The organism is Streptomyces subrutilus, assembly GCF_001746425.1.
Lineage (GTDB): Bacteria > Actinomycetota > Actinomycetes > Streptomycetales > Streptomycetaceae > Streptomyces > Streptomyces subrutilus_A.
The window spans coordinates 3656158-3673709 of sequence record NZ_MEHK01000001.1 but is presented as its reverse complement, the minus strand read 5'-3'; the positions used below and the strand labels follow the sequence as shown (position 1 = coordinate 3673709).

Genomic DNA, 17552 nt, shown 5'->3' with positions numbered 1-17552 from the left:
GAAGATCCGTTTCTCGCTTCGTGATACGACCGTACCATGATGATGGTACGGCAGTACCATGAAAAGCGGCCCGGGCTTGCGGGCCGGAGACCACCACCGACGAGCGGAGACACCGGCGCATGCCCAAGCGCGTGGACCACGAGGAACGGCGTGCCCAGATCGCCGAGGCGCTCATCCGGGTCGCGGGGCGCCGAGGGCTGCACGCCGTCGGCATGCGCGACGTGGCCGCCGAGGCCGGGGTGTCGCTCCGGCTCGTGCAGTACTACTTCGAGACCAAAGAGAAGCTGCTCTTCCACGGGCTCCGGCACCTGACCGACCGCTTCACCGCACGGGTCGGCGCCCGCCTCGCCGCGATCGGCCCCGACCCGGGCCCCCGCGCGACCATCGAGGCGCTGCTGCTGGCCTCCCTCCCGGTCGACGAGGAGAGCCGCACCTTCCACCTCCTGTACAGCTCCTACGCGATCCTGTCCGTGACCGACGAGGCACTGGCCGCCCAGCCCTTCATCGACAAGCCCGACGCCGCGGAGAACGCCGTGGCCGGCCTGCTCGGACAGGCTCAGGCGGCCCGCCTGGCCGACCTGGCCGTCGACGCGCGCACGGAGGCGATCAGCCTGCTCGCGATGGCGGCGACCATGGGCACCGGCATCCTGGTGGGCCAGCGGACCGAGGAGTCGGCCGTCGCGGTGCTCCGCCACCACCTCGACCGGATCTTCACGGCCCCCGCCCGGCCGGCGTGACGCTCGTCCGTCGTGATCAGGCCTCGTCGCATTGGGCGCCGCCGCCGACGGGGGTCCCGCCGGCGGCCGGCCAGGAGCGGGCGGGGCCGGCGGGCCCCGTCCGGCCGGGGGCGAGCGGGGGTCTCGTCACATCGTCTCGTCGTGCAGGTCCTCTTCGCGCAGCAGGTCGTCCTCGCGTCGGCGCGAGGTCTCCTTCGGGCCCTCCTTCTGGCCCTGGGTGCGGGACTGCCTGCCCGGCTGGGCGTGCGCGGGGTCCCCGGGGCGGTGGTGGGTCTGCGCCGCGCGGCCCTCGCCCGGCTCGTGGTGCTTGTCCTTCTTACCGTCCATGACGGCGGCTCCTCGTGGTGCGTGGGGGATTCGTCCCGCATCACGCTGGCACGCGCGGTACCGGTCCGCATCACGCCGACCACGAGGCGGGGCACACGGGTGAGGCCCCACCGTCGCGGCCGGCCGGCCGCTGGGCGGGCGCGGTCTCGGTGGGGCCGGAACCGGTCAGGGCGGCCCCGCTCAGGCCGCCGCCTCCGTGCGGGCGCGGCTCCCGGTCTCCCGCCGTACGACCCGGCGGCGCCGGGACGGCTTGCCCAGCGTCGGGTGGGCGACGCCCCAGGCCGCGCCCTTGCAGATCAGCTCCTTGTAGAAGGCGGCCACGCGGCCCGTCAGAGCCTTCTCGACCGCCCGGTCGTCGGCGGTGACGAACTGGATCAGGCCCTCCTTGCGGCCGAGGGAGACGCACTGCTGGGCGTAGCGGATCGAGATCTCCGGGACCTCGGTGCCGGTGAGCCGGGCCGCGATGGCGTCGGCGGCCTGCCAGGCCATGGGGACGCCCGAGGCGCAGGACATGCGCAGGGGCTTGTCGCCCGGGCCGGCCGCCATCGCCGCGTCGCCCACGGCGTAGACGTCGGGGTGGGAGACCGAGCGCATCGTGCCGTCGACCACGATCTGCCCCCGGTCGGTGACCTCCAGGGCGGTGGCCCGGGCGATCGGGTGGACGGCGAAGCCGGTGGTCCAGACCGTGACCTCGGCGGGAACGGCCCGGCCGTCGGCGGTCGTCACGCGGCCCGCCTCCACGGCGTCCACCGCGGCGTGCTCGTGGACCGTGATGCCGAGCCCGTCCACCACCTTCCGCAGGTGGGCGCGGCCCTTCGGCGACAGCCAGTCCCCGAGCGCGCCGCGGGCGGCCAGGGCGACGTCGAGGTCCGGGCGGGCCTCGGCGATCTCGGTCGCGGCCTCCAGGCCGGTCAGCCCGCCGCCGACCACCACCACGGGCGCACCGGCGCCCAGGGCGGCCAGCCGATCGCGGAGCCGCAGCGCGCCGGGGCGGCTGGAGACCTCGTGGGCGTGCTCGGCCGTGCCGGGGACGCCCCCGTCGTCCCAGCCGCTGCCGAGCGCGTAGACGAGGGTGTCGTACTCCAACCGCTCCCTCGCGGGGCCGTTCGCGGCGGCGACCGTCACCGTCCTGCGGTCCACGTCCACGGCGGTGACCGCTCCGAGCTTCAGCCGCACGCCCGTACCCGCGAACATCTCGGCGAACGGCTGGGGCCTGAGGTCCTGGCCGACCGCGATCTGGTGCAGCCGGACGCGCTCGACGAAGTCGGGCTCGGGGTTGACGAGGGTGATGGCGACGTCCTCGCGGTGCAGCTGCCTGGCGAGGCGGCCGGCGGCGATGGCACCGGTGTATCCGGCTCCGAGGACGACGATGCGGTGCTGCATGTCCGTGCTCCTGTCTGGGCGGGGCTGCCGTGGTCCGGCGTGGTTTCGCCTCTTGAACCGGACAGCCCCCCGTTCCCTGACAGGATCGGAGTGTGACCTGCGCCACACCTGCTCAGAGGGTGTGGAGCGGGGCCTGCCCGCCCGACGTGGCGGCCCACCGCTCGGTCGCGCGGACGAGCTTGTCGGGGTTGACCTGGCTGCGGATCGCGGCGATGCCCTCCGCGGTGACCTCCAGGCAGGTGATCCCGACGACCCGGCCGTCCACGACCGCCAAGATGGCCGGCCCGCCGTTCGCGGTCGTGGCGTAGATGTCGGGCGCCCCGCCGACATGGGCCCGCTTGGCCGCACTGGGCTTGAACAGGCCGCGCAGGAACGTGGCGACCGCGCGCGCCCCCTCGAACGCCTTCGCGCGGGCCGGGACCTTCCCGCCGCCGTCGCCGACCGAGACGGCGTCCTGGGTCAGCAGGCGTACGAGGGGTTCGGTACGGCCGCTGGTCGCCGCCGCCAGGAACTCCTCGACGATCCTGCGGGCGGCGGCCTCGTCGATCTCGGTGCGCGCCTTGCCGTCCGCGATGTGCTTCTTGGCCCGGTGGTAGATCTGCTGGCTGGCGGCCTCGGTGATCTCCAGGATCTCGGCGATCTCCCGGTGCGGATATTCGAAGGCCTCGCGCAGCACGTACACGGCCCGCTCGCCCGGCGACAGGCGCTCCAGCAGGACGAGCACGGCGTACGACACCGACTCCCGCTGCTCTGCGGTGTCCGCCGGGCCGAGCATCGGGTCCCCGGCGAGCAGCGGCTCGGGCAGCCACCGCCCCACGTACGTCTCGCGCCGCGCACGTGCCGAAGTGAGCGCGTTCAGACACCAGTTGGTGAGCACCTTCGTCAGCCAGGCCTCGGGCACCCCGATCCGCGCGACGTCGGCCGCCTGCCAGCGCAGGAACGTTTCCTGCACGGCATCCTCCGCCTCGCTCGCCGAACCGAGCAGCCGGTAGGCAATGGCCTCCAGCCGCGGCCTGGCACTCTCGAACCGGTCCACGTCACTCACGATCAGCGCCATACCCGCGATCCTAGGCGCCCCCGACCCGCGCGCGGTCAACTGCCGTGCGCCAGACGTCCACCCCGGCGCGTGCGGCCGTCGTCCGCCGGGGTGGAGCCACCCTTCCCTCCCCCGCGTGCGGCCGTTTCAGTTCACCGGGATGATGTCCGGGGCGCCGAGCCGCACCGCGTCGGCGGTCCGGTCGTCCGGCTGCTGCTGGGCCTCGCGCTCGGCGGCCACGCGTTGCAGGTAGTGGTCGACCTCGCGGTCCTGGTGCGCCCGGTCCCATCCCAGGTGGGGCGCCATCAGCCGGGCCACGGCCGGCGCCGCGTCCACCCCGCGGTCCCAGGACTCGATGGAGATCCGGGTGCGCCGGGCGAGGACGTCCTCCAGGTGGCGGGCTCCCTCGTGGGTCACCGCGTACACGGCCTCGACCGCCAGGTAGTCGTCGGAGCTCGGCAGTGCCTCGCCGAGCGCGGGGTCGGCCGCCACCAGGGCGAGCAGTTCGGGCGCCAGGGAGCCGTAGCGGTTCAGGAGGTGCTCGATGCGGGCGACATGGAGCCCGGAGCGCTCGGCCAGCCGGTGCCGCGAGTTCCACAGCGCCGGGTATCCGTCGGCGCCCAGCAGCGGAACGCGGTGCGTGACGCAGTCGGGGACCTTCTCGTCCAGGGCGCGGGCGGCCTCGTCGACCGCGTCCTTGGCCATCACCCGGTACGTGGTGTACTTGCCGCCCGCCACCACGACGAGGCCGGGCACAGGATGGGCGACGAGGTGCTCCCGGGACAGCTTGCTGGTCTCCGCCGCCTCTCCGGACAGCAGGGGGCGCAGGCCGGCGTAGACGCCCTCGACGTCCTCGGGGACCAGGGGAGTGGCCAGGGCGCTGTTGACGTGTTCCAGCAGGTAGGCGACGTCCTTGGAGCTAAGGGCGGGGTGGGCCTTGTCGAGCGTCCAGTCGGTGTCGGTGGTCCCGATGATCCAATGCCGGCCCCAGGGGATGACGAAGAGCACGCTCTTCTCGGTGCGCAGGATCAGACCGGTGCGGGAGTTGATGCGGTCACGGGGGACGAGCAGGTGGACCCCCTTGGAGGCGCGGACGTGGAACTGGCCGCGGGTGCCGGCCATGGCCTGGGTGTCGTCCGTCCACACCCCGGTCGCATTGACGACCTGCTTGGCGCGCACCTCCGTCTCGTCGCCGGTCTCCAGGTCCGTGACGACGGCGCCGACCACCCGCTCGCCCTGGTGCAGGAAACGGCTGACGCGCGTGCGGTTGGCGGTCAGTGCCCCGTACGAGGCGGCCGTACGGGCGAGGAACAGGGTGTGCCGGGCGTCGTCGACCTGGGCGTCCCAGTACTGGACGGCGCCCACCAGGGCGTCGGAGCGCAGGGCAGGCGCCTCGCGCAGCGCCCGGCGCCTGCTCAGGTGGCGGTGGCGGGGCAGGCCCCCGGAGGTGCCTGAGGCCCGGGCCATCGCGTCGTACAGCAGCACGCCGCTGCCGACGTACGGGCGCTCCGTGACGCGGTGTCGCAGGGGGTAGAGGAACGGCACCGGACGCACCAGGTGGGGGGCGAGGAACCGGAGCAGGAGGCCCCGTTCCTTGAGTGCTTCGGAGACGAGGCGGAAGTCGAGCATCTCCAGGTAGCGCAGGCCGCCGTGGATGAGTTTGCTGGAGCGGCTGGACGTACCCGAGGCCCAGTCGCGGGCTTCGACGAGTCCGACGCTCAGGCCCCGGGTGGCGGCGTCCAGGGCGGCCCCGCTGCCGACGACGCCGCCGCCCACGACGAGGACGTCGAGCTCGCCCCGTCCCATGCCCGCGAGGGCCTGTGTGCGGGCCTGGGGTGAGAGGGCCACCGGATCGACCATGGTCTGCTCCTCAGTGCTGCGGGCGCGCGGCCGGAACCTATTCGACCTTGGCCCAGTCGAGCGTGCGCTCCACCGCCCGCTTCCAGCCCTCGTACCCTTCCGCGCGCCGTTCCTCGGACCACTGGGGGTCCCAGCGCTTGGACTCCTGCCAGTGGGTGCGCAGTTCGTCGGTGTCCCGCCAGAAGCCGGTGGCGAGCCCGGCCGCGTAGGCGGCGCCGAGCGCGGTCGTCTCGGCGACGACGGGACGGCTCACCGGTACGCCGAGGACATCGGCCTGCGTCTGCATGCAGAGGTCGTTGGCCGTGACTCCGCCGTCGACCTTGAGCACGTCGAGGTGGACGCCGGAGTCCTGCTCCATGGCTTCCACCACGTCGCGGGACTGGTAGCAGATGGCCTCCAGGGTGGCCCGCGCCAGGTGTCCGTTGTCGTGGTAGCGGGCCAGACCGACGATCGCGCCGCGGGCGTCGGAGCGCCAGTACGGGGCGAACAGGCCGGAGAAGGCGGGCACGAAGTAGATGCCGCCGCTGTCCTCGACGGTGCTCGCCAGGCGCTCGCTCTCGGCGGCGTTGCCGATGATCTTCAGCTGGTCGCGCAGCCATTGCACGGCGGATCCGGTGACCGCGATGGATCCTTCGAGGGCGTAGATCGCGGGGCTGTCGCCGAACTGGTACGCCACGGTGGTCAGGAGGCCGTGCTGCGAGCGGACCAGTTCCGTTCCGGTGTTGAGCACCAGGAAGTTGCCGGTTCCGTACGTGTTCTTCGCCTCGCCGGGCGCGTAGCAGACCTGCCCGACGGTGGCCGCCTGCTGGTCGCCGAGGACACCGGTGATGGGGATGGCCTCGCGCAGCGGCCGGGAGGTGCGGGTCTGTCCGTACGCCTCGGGGTGGGAGGACGGGTTGATGGTGGGCAGCATGGCCCGGGGTACGCCGAAGAAGCCGAGTAGTTCGTCGTCCCAGTCGAGGGTCTCCAGGTCCATGAGCATGGTGCGGCTGGCGTTGGTGACGTCGGTGGCGTGGACGCCGCCGTCGGGTCCGCCGGTGAGGTTCCACAGCACCCAGCAGTCGGTGTTGCCGAAGAGGGCGTGGCCCTGCTCGGCGGCCTCCCGCACACCGTCGACGTTCTCCAGGATCCATTGGATCTTGCCGCCGGAGAAGTAGGTGGCCGGTGGCAGTCCCGCTTTGCGGCGGATGACTTCGCCTTGCCCGCCGCGCTCCAGTGCGGCGGCGATGGAGTCGGTACGGGTGTCCTGCCAGACGATGGCGTTGTAGTACGGGCGTCCGGTGCGGGGGTCCCAGACGACGGTCGTCTCGCGCTGGTTGGTGATGCCGACGGCCGCCAGGTCGGAGGCGTCGAGGTTGCCGTGCCGGAGGGCGTTCTGGATCACCGAGTTCGTGCGTTCCCAGATCTCCACCGGGTCGTGTTCGACCCACCCCGAGCGCGGGAGGATCTGGGAGTGCTCCAGCTGGTGCCGCGCCACCTCGTTGCCGGCGTGGTCGAAGATCATGAAACGGGTGCTCGTGGTCCCCTGGTCCACTGCGCCGACGAAGTCAGCCATGGGGTGCCGCCTTCTCTTGGGATGCCGTGTGGGGCTGTCGTGCGGGGTACGGGACGTGCGGTGTGCGCCCGCCCCGGGTCGGGTCAGCTCTCGTCCGGTGACGGGACGCGGCCGGGGGGTTCCGGTTCGGCGGTCGGCAGGAACCTGCCGATGAAGAACTTGTAGAGACCGGCGCCCAGCAGACCGCCGATCAGCGGGCCGATGATCGGCACCCAGAAGTAGAAGTGCCCGTACTGATCCCGCCAGGCCCCGCCGTAGCCGGTGAGGAAGCTGGCGAGCCGGGGGCCGAGGTCACGGGCGGGGTTGATGGCGTACCCGGCGTTGGTGCCCCAGGCCATGCCGATCGCCACGACGATCAGGCCGACGATGAACGGGGCGAGGTTGGCACCCGGAGGCGTGTTGAGCAGATCCGTGACCGCGAGGACCAGGAGGAGCAGGAGCGCGGTGCCGATGATCTGGTCGCGCAGTGCGCCCCACTCGGTCACCGGCAGGTTTGCGTTTCCGTTGGCCGGGAGCGTGGAGAAGACACCCTGCGTCTTGATGGTGTGGCCGGGGTCGGCCTTGGCCAGCGCCTCGCTGTAGTTCCAGCGGACGATCAGGGCGGCAACGAAGGCTCCGGCGGTCTGGGCCAGCGCGTAGGGAGCCACCTTGCTCCACGGGAAGCCCTTGAACGCCGCCAGGGCGAGGGTCACCGCGGGATTGATGTGGGCGCCGCTCAGCCTTGCCGCGACGTAGACGCCCAGGGTCACGCCGAGACCCCAGGCCCAGGCGATGCTGTCGTGGTTTCCGAGCCCGCCCGCGGGGTCCGTCAACGCTCCGCCGGCGACCACCTGGGCCACGACACCACAGCCGAAGAGGATGAGGATCATGGTGCCGGCGAATTCGGCCGACAGTTCGCCGACCAGCCCATGTGCTTTGAGGCGCTCCTTCATGGGTGCCCGCTTCCCGCCGGTTTGAAGACCGGCATTCGACTGCCCCGAGCCCCCCGGTTCAGCGTAAGACGGGTCGCCCGTACCGGAAAGGCGAGGGCTGTCCGGTCGCGCACAGGCCGGTGCCGGCTTAAAGTTCCCCGCCTCCTTCGGCGAGGCGGTCGCCCGCGTTCTCGCGGATGCCTTCGGCGTGGCAGCACACTGTTCGTATGGCGTGCCTCGCTGACGCGCCTGCCCGGCGCGCGGTGATCGGTGCTCCGTGACGGCGTCGGACGCTCACCCGTCGGATCCGACTGGGAGGCACACGATGAAGATGCTGATCAACAGTCCCCAGACCGTGGTCGCGGACGCCCTGCGGGGGCTGGCCGCGGCCCACCCGGAACTGGACGTGGACGCCGAGACCCGGGTCGTCGTACGGCGGGACGCGCGGCAGGGCGGGCGGGTCGGTCTCGTGTCCGGTGGCGGCTCCGGACACGAGCCCCTGCACGCCGGGTTCGTCGGATACGGGATGCTGTCCGCCGCCTGTCCGGGCGAGGTGTTCACTTCCCCCGTGCCCGACCAGATGGTGCGGGCGGCCAAGGCCGTGGACTCCGGCCAGGGGGTGCTGTTCGTCGTCAAGAACTACACCGGCGACGTACTGAACTTCGACATGGCCGCCGAGCTCGCCGAGGAGGACGGCATCCGGGTCGAGCGGGTGCTGGTCGACGACGACGTCGCCGTGACCGACAGCCTGTACACGGCCGGGCGTCGCGGCACCGGGGCCACGCTCTTCGTGGAGAAGATCGCCGGGGCGGCGGCCGAGGAGGGCGCGCCGCTGGAGCGGGTCGCCGCGGTCGCCCGGCGGGTCAACGAGGCCTCGCGCAGCTTCGGCGTGGCGCTGAGCGCCTGCACCACGCCCGCCAAGGGCAGCCCCACCTTCGACCTCCCCGACGGGGAGCTGGAGCTGGGTATCGGGATCCACGGGGAGCCGGGCCGGGAGCGGCGCCCGATGATGCCGGCGGGGGAGATCGCGGAGGTCGCGGTGGGTACCGTGCTGGACGACATGGCGAACGCGGCCCCGGTCGACGGGCCGGTGCTGGTCCTGGTGAACGGGATGGGCGCGACGCCGCTGCTGGAGCTGTACGGATTCCACGCGGAGGTGGCCCGGGTGTTGGCGGCTCGGAGCGTTGCGGTGGCCCGGACCCTCGTGGGGAACTACGTCACCTCGCTGGACATGGCGGGGTGCTCGGTGACGTTGTGCCGGGCCGACGAGGAAATGCTGCGGCTGTGGGACGCGCCGGTGCAGACGGCAGCGCTGCGCTGGGGCCGCTGAGCGCCCAGGCGTTCGAGGAGGCGTGACGGAACCGAACCCGCGCTTACCAGCCGAACCCGCGCTACAAGCCCAACCCGGCGCTCAGACACGCCTCCACGCGTCGAGGAAGGCCTCCCGCTCAGCCGGATCAGCCGGTTTGTGGTCCGCGTGCAGGACCCGCCAGGCGGTGAGTTCGAGGTCCCGGAGCCACAGTTCGCCGATGACCTGGGTCTTGAGGTCGGGGAGGTGGTCGGATTCGGCGAGCGCCTGGCCGATCACCTCTCCGGCTGCGACGCGCTGGGGCGGGGTCATCTCGTCGACGGCCGAGAGGATCTGACCGGCCAGGCCGGTGCCTTCTCCGGCCAGCGAACTCAGCACGAACGTCTTGATGTTGGCGGGCAGCAGGTAGAGGGAGCCCGAGGTCCTCCACAGGTCCGACCAGAAGCGTTCTCCGGCTTCGGTGGGAGCGGGGAGCGCGGCCAGCAGTCCGAGGAGGTGCGCGGTGGCCGCGTACCCGTCGGTGTGGGCGGATGCGACGACGGCGATGTCGGCGACGCGCTCCACGTCGATGCGGCCCGCTTCGAGGCGTGGGTCCAGTCCCAGCCGCTGTTCCAGCTGGTGGGACAGGGGGGCGGATGCGTGGGAGCTGAACTCGGGAAGCATCGGCGGTCCTTGGGCGTAGGAGAGCGGAGAGGCAGGTTCGGAAGCTCTGATCGTTCCCATGGTCCGCCGACTTACACGACTTCCCGGGCCCCAGTTGACGGCGGGCGTCCAGGACCGGAACACGGGGCGGCTGGGCAGACCCTGTCCGGCGGTGCCGGCCCGCCCGGTCCGAGGCGGGAAGGGAAGCGGTGTCCCGCGATCGCGGGCACTCGGTTCAGGCCGCGGGCGGGGGCGCGGACGAGTCGGCGGTGCGGCGGTACTCGGCGTTGATCCGCTGGGCCTCCTCGAGCTGGTCCTCGAGGATGATGATGCGGCAGGCGGCCTCGATGGGGGTGCCCTGGTCGACGAGTTCCCGGGCGCGGGCGGCGATGCGCAGCTGGTAGCGGGAGTAGCGGCGGTGGCCGCCCTCGGAGCGGAGCGGGGTGATCAGGCGGGCCTCTCCGAGGGCGCGGAGGAAGCCCTGGGTGGTGCCGAGCATGTCCGCGGCCCGGCCCATGGTGTAGGCGGGGTAATCACCGTCGTCGAGACGGCCGAACGAGTCGTCTGCTGTCATCGCACCTCTCTCCGGGAACGCGTGGAGGGGCCCTGGTGCCTATGGCACCAGGGCCCCGAAGGAACTACTACACCATCTGTCGGCCCTGATACTGCGCCGACCCTGTGTTTCCGCCGCCCCGGCCGAACTGCCGCCGGGAGTGCGGGGATCGCGGTTGCTTGACCGGAGACCACCTCACTATCGATGTCCTGCGGTACCCGGGCTCAGCTTTTCGACCCGGGCGATCCTGATGGTGCTCGGCTCCTCCGTTCTTTCCCTCAGTGATCAACTTCTGGTACTGCTGGTACTGCTCTACTGCGTACTGCTGGTGGCCTGATCCAGCGCCACTCTTCGGCAGCCAGCCCCGTCGCCCATCCTGCATCTGCTCTGGCTTAGAACCCCACTGCCGAACTTCCCGGTGCGCGCGCCCGCAGCCGACGCCTTCACCGAGGGTGCTGCTCACTGACTTCACTGCTGGGTACTGCTCGCGGCGGCCCCTGATCACTGCGGGCCACCCGGTCCGGTCGTCAGTCCCGTCGCCGTCCTTCAACAACCCTGGCTTCGGAACTCCACCACCGCACCGTCCTACGTACTGCAACTGCGGGTACTGCTGCCCGGCAGTTCGTCTCTGCCAGGCCCTGCGGTCTCTCTGGGTTACGAGAGAAACCATAACCACGCCGCCGCCCAATGTCTACCCCCGCCGTCACAGATTTTCGTGCGCGCCAAGGACAGCTGTGGGAGCACCGGCCCTGACGTGCTCTTCTCCACGGGTAGTGCGCTCCCGGTCGAGAGGACTGGTGCATAAGATCGGCTCTCATGTCGAAGCCTGACGAGCTGCTCGTGGACGTCGCCACCCTGGTGGAGTCCGGGCAGAGCAATCAGATGTCCCTGACCGTGGTCGCCGGTGGCGCTGTCATCACCGGCCGGCTGGCTCCCGAGGCCGTGTGGAGGCAGCGGGTGTCCGAGGTCCTGACGGACTCGGTCCGCCTGGGCGAGTTCGCTTCCGTGTTCACCGCGAGGACACCCCGGGAGGGACCGCCCACCCATCTGCACTTCCATGTGGCCCGCATCCTTCAGGGCACGGTGGGGATCCCGGAGACGGGTGGGATGTACCGCGTCTCGATCGCCGACGTCAGTGCCTGGACCGTGGGCGACTTCAGCTACTCCGACCACTGACCCGGCGTCGCCTCAGCCCCCTGGGCAGGGGGATACGAGGGAGGGCCCGACCGGCGCGTGCCGGTCGGGCCCTCCCTCGCTGTTCGGTTGTCGGGCCTGCCTGGCCGCCCGCTGTGGGTGGGACGGTTCAGCGGGCGAGGGCGAGGACGCCCAGAGCGGTGCCCTGGTCATCGACGACCGGCAGGGCACCGACCCGGCGATAGCGCATCGCGTGTTCGGCTTCGGCCATCGTGGTCACGGGCGAGGTGACCGGACCGCGGTCGCCGAGGACGTCGCGCAGGCGGACCTGGTCCGTGTACGCCGCGCCGTCGCGGATGGCGGCGAGCCGGTCCTGGGTGACCAGCCCGGTGCACAGGCCGTCCTCGTCGCAGACGAGCAGATGAGCCGTGCGGGCGCCGGCCATGACGGCCAGGGCCACTTCGACCGTCATGTCGTCACAGACCTGGGGTCCGGCCGCCTCCATGACGTCGTCCACCGTCCGGTGGACGAGGGCGGCATGCGCGGAGCGGGACTGCATCTGGACCAGCGTCACGATGTGCCTCCTGCAGAGGTGGGTCAGTTTGCGGATCACGTAGTGCTCAGGCCGTCAGGCCGCCGCGTCGAAGGCGGACTGCCGCGTGCTCGCGCGCCGGGCGGCCGAAGCGGGCCCGCGGCGACCGCGGGAGGACGTGCTGCGCTTGGGCCGCTCGGACACCGGTGCGGTGATGGTGACCGGGATGCCGGAGGGTGCCTGGGCGCCGGTGATGCGGTTCAGGGCCTCGTCGCCGGAGCGCACCTGGCTGGTCTGCGGGGTGATGCCCGCGGCCTGCATGAGGCGTGCCATCTCGCGGCGCTGGTTCGGGGTGACGAGGGTGACGACGCGGCCGGACTCGCCGGCGCGGGCGGTGCGGCCGCCCCGGTGCAGGTAGTCCTTCGGGTCGGTCGGCGGGTCGACGTTGACGACGAGGTCGAGGTTGTCGACGTGGATGCCGCGCGCCGCCACGTTGGTGGCGACCAGCACGGTCACGTGACCGGTCTTGAACTGGGCGAGGGTCCGGGTGCGCTGGGGCTGCGACTTCCCGCCGTGCAGGGAGGCAGCCCGTACTCCGCTGTTCAGCAGGTCCTCGGTCAGCCGGTCCACGGCGTGCTTGGTGTCCAGAAACATGATCACCCGGCCCTCGCGCGCCGCGATCTCCGTCGTCGTCCGGTGCTTGTCGGCGCCGTGGACGTGCAGCACGTGGTGCTCCATCGTCGTCACCGCACCGGCCGAGGGGTCCACCGAGTGCACGACCGGGTCGGTGAGGTAGCGACGCACCAGCAGGTCGACGTTGCGGTCCAGGGTGGCGGAGAACAGCATCCGCTGGCCCTCGGGGCGCACCTGGTCGAGGAGGGCGGTGACCTGCGGCATGAAGCCCATGTCGGCCATCTGGTCGGCTTCGTCGAGGACGGTGATGGCGACCTGGTTCAGGCGGCAGTCACCACGGTCGATGAGGTCCTTCAGCCGGCCGGGCGTGGCGACGACCACTTCGGCCCCCGCGCGCAGCGCACCGGCCTGCCGGTGGATCGGCATGCCGCCGACCACGGTGGCCAGGCGCAGCTTGACCGCCCGGGCGTAGGGGGTGAGCGCGGCCGTGACCTGCTGGGCGAGCTCACGCGTCGGTACGAGGATCAGCGCGAGCGGCTGACCCGACTGGGCGCTCAGGCCGGCCGTACGGGCCAGCAGTGCGATGCCGAAGGCCAGGGTCTTTCCGGAGCCGGTGCGGCCGCGGCCGAGGACGTCACGGCCGGCGAGGGTGTTGGGCAGGGTGGCGGCCTGGATCGGGAACGGCGTGGCCATGCCCTCGCGGCTGAGCGTGGCCAGCAGCGGGCCCGGCATGTCGAGGTCGGCGAAGGCCTCGACGGCGGGGAGCGCGGGAGTGATCGTCTTCGGCAGGGCGAACTCGCCCTGGATCGCGGCGGGCCGGCGGCCGTATCCGCCCGAGCGGCTCGGGGCTCCGGAACGGCTCGGGGCTCCGGAGCGGCTCGGAGTCGAAGAGCCGAAGCGGCTGCCCCGACCCGAACCGGCGCCGGCGCCCGCGCCGAAAGCGGGGCCGCCGGTGCGGCCGCGGGTGCGGGAGGAGCGGTCGTTCGTACGTATGGGGTTCATGCGGAACCTTCCTTGATGCGGCACGTATCAAGGAATTCCCGCAGCGTAGGAGCGGCGCAGGGAATTGCGAGAACGGGCCGAATTGAATGCGAGCGCGGATCTGGCGGACAGGAAATCTGTACGGGCTCAGACGCTGAAAAGGGTGGCGTCCGTGGACGCGACAAGCAAAGCAATCGACTCGGGTACGGCTTCCGAGTGGGCCAGTCGGCCGGATGCCTCAATGCTCAATACCGCGGGTGAACGCACCGCGGGAAATGCATGCAGCTGGGGCCCGCACCCCGAGGGATGCGGGCCCCAGCTGCAAAACGCGTGTCAGCGTCAGGCGGGAACGATGTTCTCGGCCGTCGGGCCCTTCTGGCCCTGCGCGATGTCGAAGCTGACCTTCTGGCCCTCGTTCAGCTCGCGGAAACCCTGGGCGGCGATGTTCGAGTAGTGGGCGAACACGTCAGCGCCGCCACCGTCCTGCTCGATGAAGCCGAAACCCTTTTCCGCGTTGAACCACTTAACGGTACCAGTAGCCATGTCATATCTCCTTTGGGGCAATACCGCAGCGTCCGAACTTTACGGACGCCGTGTCGCCGCGATGATGCCCCGCCCGGAAAAGACCGGGAAATACTAAGCGCTTCCATGCCGCACGAAGTCCGGCCTGGAGGCGCTTGAAGTTCTTGGGTACCAAAACTGCAACCGAGATCGACAGTAGCACGCAGCGGTGGCTTGTGTGCGGTGAATGTTTCCGTTCACTGTGTTGCGGTAGAAACTCTCCCCGCTGGATCCATTAAATTCTCAGGCCGCGGTGACAGATATTGATTCGCCCCGAGCGCAGCGTTTGCAAGTACCCGCCGCCGGCTCCAGGATGCGGCGGCGAGGTCGCGCACCCGGTGCGAGATCCTCCTCGCGCTCGCCGTGCCGAGCAGGCGGTGCTCGTCGCGTGCATCGGCGGGCTGTCGGGACGCCACCCTCCGCGCAGCCGGCGCCGGCGGGCGGCCTGAGGACGACGGGCTCCGTGTACGCCCGACGAGCCGAGCCCGCACCCCTCGAATTTCGCCGTACGGCCTCTCGTGGCGCCACATTGGCTGAAACCAGCTACTGGGCAGTAGGTCGTGCAGCGGTTTTGTGAACGGAGCATGTCCCGACGGCTGAAAAATTGGCCGGAACCCTGCGGCCCGGCGTCCCCGTGCCCCGCCGGGCACGGTGGCCTTTCGGCCGTGCGACTCCTTGAGCGGGCCTTGGGATCACGGGCCAGATGCAGGTCAGAGCCGGTTGGGAGACCGCATTCCGGCCGTCCGCGAAACTGTTGACAGTGTCGATCACGCTTGCGATGTTGTGCTCGCCGCGCCGGTCGAACGACCGGTTGGCGAGGGGGACGGGGAGAGAACGTGGGCGCAGTGGGGGCGGCGGACGGATCGCGGGAGGCCCGCTCGCGGGGTGTGGACGGCATGACCACCCTTGTGATCGTCGGCGCCAATCCGACCGTGGCTCGGGAGGCGGGGTCCCTGCCCGGCGAGCTGATTCACGTGCAGTTGCCCGGTGCGCCCGTCCTCGACCCCGACGACCGGGTCTTCACCACCGACTTCCTCGACCTGCCCGCCTTCCTGGCCTTCACGGACGAGGTCCTGCGGCCGCTGGCACCCACCGCCGTCGTCTCCCTCACCGAACTCGGCCTGGAGCCGGCGGCGCTGGCGGCCCGCCGGCTCGGTGTGGCCGGCATCGACCCGGTCGTCGTGGGGGCCACCCGCGACAAGCTGGAGATGCGGCGGATCCTGGAGCGCGAGGCCCCGCACCTGAACCCGGCGTTCGCGGCGGGCGACGATCCGGAGGCCGTGGCGCGCCTGTTCGCCCGCCACGGGCGGGCGGTGGCCAAGCCGGTCGACGGGGTCGGCAGCACCTCCATCGCCCTGGTCGAGGACATCGCGGACCTCCCCGCGGACCGGCGCACGGCCGCGACCCTGCTCGAACAGTTCGCCGAGGGGCGCGAGTTCAGCGTCGAGGCGCTCTCGGTGGGTGGCAGGCACACCGTCCTGGGCATCGCCGAGAAGGGCACCACGGACGGGTTCATCGAGGTCAGCCACATGATGCCGCCGCCGTCCCTGGACGCGCACCGGCAGCAACTGGTCGCCCGCGCCGTCGGCGAGCTGCTCGACGCCGTCGGCCTGACCGACGGACCCAGCCACACCGAGGTCATGGTCGACGGCGACAAGGTCGTCGTCATCGAGACCCACACCCGGCTCGGCGGCGACGGCATCGCCGACCTGGTCCGCCTCACCACGGGAGTCGAATGGCGGCGCGCCGCCCTCGGCTGGCCCGTGGGAGCCGGGGTCCGCCGCGGGCCCGCCACGGCGGCCGCTGCCGCCACCGTCTTCCTCACCGCGCCGCCCGGGCGGGTGACGGCCGTCGCGCCGCCGCCCACCCTCACCCACGGCCACGTCCATGCCTGGGACCTCTCGGTCCTCCCCGGGGACGAGGTGCGCCCGCTGCGCTCCTCCTCGGACCGGCTCGGCATGGCCGTCCTGACCGCCGCCGACACCGAGGCCTGCGCAGCCGCCGTCGCGGAGCTGATCGCCGTACCGGTGGTCACCACCGCACCCGAACCGGCGTCCTGACCGCTTCGCTCCACACGTCGGCCCTCACCCGACACTCCTCATTTTCCTTGACCACACCACCGCACGGGGGATACATGTCTGTCCAGAACCACCCTATTTCCTACGATTTTCATGGTGATGCCCCGTTCTCGATGCCCTTCAAGGACATCAAGCGCGAGGACATCCACATCTACCTCGACCTCGACACCAAGGTCGGAAAGAACACCTGCGGGCAGAAGTGCACGCACTGCTGGTTCGTCAACTACGAGAAGGTCTACGACAAGTCCTTCGCCATGGAGGAGGGCCCTCGCATCCTGGAGGGCCTCCAGTCGCACGGCTACCACGTCTACCCCCGCTACGTGGACAGCTTCGCCTACGACGGCGAGTTCATGCGGATCTACGGACCGGCCAACAACCGCGAGTTCCGCCAGGAGTCGGACCACAAGCCCACCGAGACGATGGAGAAGGGCGACGCCTGGACCAGCGGCCGCCCGCTGCTCGCCGACAACTGGACCGAGCTCCTCGACCTGGCCGTCAAGAACGGCTACGGCACCATCTCCATCACCTACCACGGCGTGATCGACGAGAACCTCGACGTCATCGATCACAAGACGTACCCCATCAAGGGCGTCTTCTCCGGCGCGGAGACCGAGGAGGTGCTGCGCCGCATCGCCGAGTACAACAAGGGCATCGCCCCCGAGGACGCACTCCGCGTCAACATCGGCGTGACCATCGGCCGCCACAACCACGGCCGCACTTCCCTGGAGCGCTACGCCCACTACTTCAACAAGCTGGGCGTGGCCACCGTCCGGTTCAACAACTTCACGGACCACGGCGGCCGCCACCCCGAGCTGCGCCTCTCCCGCGAGGAGATCGAGCAGGCGTACCGCGACTTCAAGTGGGTCCACGAGACGATCCCGCTCGGCTTCCAGCTCGGCGTCAGCGAGGACTTCGGCACCTTCGGCATCAAGGCCATGGGCTTCCCCAGCCACGTCGGCTGGTGCCGGGCCGGCCGTCAGCTGTTCGCCGCCATCCCCGCGCAGGAGGAGGTCCTCTCCGACGGCCCCGAAGGCCGCCGCGAGAAGATCGGCGACATCGTCGGCTGCGTCAACACCTTCGAGCCGCACCTGGGGATCCTCGTCCGCACGGTCACCACCGCAGAGGCGGGCACCGGCACCACGTACGACGTGGAGTTCGACCACGACGAGATCGAGGCGTTCACCGCCAAGCGGCTCTCCGGCACGTACAAGGACGGCTGCTTCGCCACCGAGCTGTCCGAGGAGCTCGGCCTGATCTCCCGGGTCCCTGAGCGACGCCGGCTGCCGCTCCTCGTCGACTCGCAGAACTGACCCGAGAGGA

Annotated in this window: 16 protein-coding genes; 5 read left to right on the top strand and 11 right to left on the bottom strand. The window is 71.1% G+C overall.

The genetic code is table 11. The annotated features are described in order from the left end of the window. The first annotated feature begins 119 nt into the window (after window positions 1–119). Window positions 120–737, top strand: a complete 618-nt coding sequence (locus tag BGK67_RS17470; protein ID WP_069920964.1) for a TetR/AcrR family transcriptional regulator — start codon at window positions 120–122, stop codon at window positions 735–737. A 126-nt stretch (window positions 738–863) separates the two neighbouring features. Here BGK67_RS17470 and BGK67_RS17465 read toward each other — a convergent pair whose 3' ends face one another. The 6 genes from BGK67_RS17465 to BGK67_RS17440 form a co-directional block, all read right to left on the bottom strand. Next, window positions 864–1064, bottom strand: a complete 201-nt coding sequence (locus tag BGK67_RS17465) for a hypothetical protein (RefSeq protein ID WP_069920963.1) — start codon at window positions 1062–1064, stop codon at window positions 864–866. A 180-nt stretch (window positions 1065–1244) separates the two neighbouring features. Continuing rightward, window positions 1245–2447: an NAD(P)/FAD-dependent oxidoreductase gene (locus BGK67_RS17460; RefSeq protein ID WP_069920962.1), complete on the bottom strand. Its 1203-nt coding sequence runs from the start codon at window positions 2445–2447 to the stop codon at window positions 1245–1247. Window positions 2448–2559: 112 nt separating this feature from the next. Continuing rightward, on the bottom strand, window positions 2560–3504 hold the full coding sequence (gene sigJ / locus BGK67_RS17455; RefSeq protein WP_069920961.1) for an RNA polymerase sigma factor SigJ: 945 nt from the start codon (window positions 3502–3504) through the stop codon (window positions 2560–2562). Between the two features lie 126 nt (window positions 3505–3630). After that, window positions 3631–5343 carry a glycerol-3-phosphate dehydrogenase/oxidase gene (locus BGK67_RS17450; RefSeq protein ID WP_069920960.1) on the bottom strand — a complete coding sequence of 571 codons (1713 nt, stop codon included), beginning with the start codon at window positions 5341–5343 and terminating at the stop codon, window positions 3631–3633. A gap of 37 nt (window positions 5344–5380) precedes the next feature. Next, window positions 5381–6898, bottom strand: coding sequence for a glycerol kinase GlpK (gene glpK / locus BGK67_RS17445; protein ID WP_069920959.1), 1518 nt, complete (start codon window positions 6896–6898; stop codon window positions 5381–5383). Window positions 6899–6981: 83 nt separating this feature from the next. After that, a complete protein-coding gene (locus tag BGK67_RS17440) occupies window positions 6982–7830 on the bottom strand; it encodes an MIP/aquaporin family protein (protein WP_069920958.1) in 849 nt (282 codons plus the stop codon). 304 nt (window positions 7831–8134) lie between these two features. Between BGK67_RS17440 and dhaK the strand changes: the two genes are divergently transcribed. Continuing rightward, window positions 8135–9139: a dihydroxyacetone kinase subunit DhaK gene (dhaK, locus tag BGK67_RS17435; protein ID WP_069920957.1), complete on the top strand. Its 1005-nt coding sequence runs from the start codon at window positions 8135–8137 to the stop codon at window positions 9137–9139. 81 nt (window positions 9140–9220) lie between these two features. Here the strand turns inward: dhaK and BGK67_RS17430 are convergent, their stop codons facing one another. After that, window positions 9221–9781 (bottom strand): hypothetical protein, encoded by a 561-nt coding sequence (locus BGK67_RS17430; RefSeq protein WP_208948711.1) that lies wholly within the window; start codon window positions 9779–9781, stop codon window positions 9221–9223. Between the two features lie 214 nt (window positions 9782–9995). Continuing rightward, window positions 9996–10334, bottom strand: a complete 339-nt coding sequence (locus tag BGK67_RS17425; protein ID WP_069920956.1) for a MerR family transcriptional regulator — start codon at window positions 10332–10334, stop codon at window positions 9996–9998. A gap of 795 nt (window positions 10335–11129) precedes the next feature. Between BGK67_RS17425 and BGK67_RS17420 the strand changes: the two genes are divergently transcribed. Continuing rightward, entirely contained in the window at window positions 11130–11489 is a 360-nt protein-coding gene (locus BGK67_RS17420) for a hypothetical protein (RefSeq protein WP_069920955.1), read from the top strand. 127 nt (window positions 11490–11616) lie between these two features. Here the strand turns inward: BGK67_RS17420 and BGK67_RS17415 are convergent, their stop codons facing one another. The 3 genes from BGK67_RS17415 to BGK67_RS17405 all read right to left on the bottom strand — a co-directional run bounded on the left by BGK67_RS17415 (window position 11617) and on the right by BGK67_RS17405 (window position 14136). After that, complete coding sequence (locus BGK67_RS17415) at window positions 11617–12021, bottom strand: CBS domain-containing protein (RefSeq protein ID WP_069920954.1); 405 nt, start codon at window positions 12019–12021, stop codon at window positions 11617–11619. Window positions 12022–12075: 54 nt separating this feature from the next. After that, window positions 12076–13614 (bottom strand): DEAD/DEAH box helicase, encoded by a 1539-nt coding sequence (locus BGK67_RS17410; RefSeq protein WP_069920953.1) that lies wholly within the window; start codon window positions 13612–13614, stop codon window positions 12076–12078. Window positions 13615–13932: 318 nt separating this feature from the next. Further along, complete coding sequence (locus BGK67_RS17405; RefSeq protein WP_069920952.1) at window positions 13933–14136, bottom strand: cold-shock protein; 204 nt, start codon at window positions 14134–14136, stop codon at window positions 13933–13935. 914 nt (window positions 14137–15050) lie between these two features. Between BGK67_RS17405 and BGK67_RS17400 the strand changes: the two genes are divergently transcribed. After that, window positions 15051–16214 carry an ATP-grasp domain-containing protein gene (locus BGK67_RS17400; protein WP_069923931.1) on the top strand — a complete coding sequence of 388 codons (1164 nt, stop codon included), beginning with the start codon at window positions 15051–15053 and terminating at the stop codon, window positions 16212–16214. 131 nt (window positions 16215–16345) lie between these two features. Continuing rightward, window positions 16346–17542 carry a hypothetical protein gene (locus BGK67_RS17395; RefSeq protein ID WP_069920951.1) on the top strand — a complete coding sequence of 399 codons (1197 nt, stop codon included), beginning with the start codon at window positions 16346–16348 and terminating at the stop codon, window positions 17540–17542. Window positions 17543–17552: the final 10 nt, after the last annotated feature.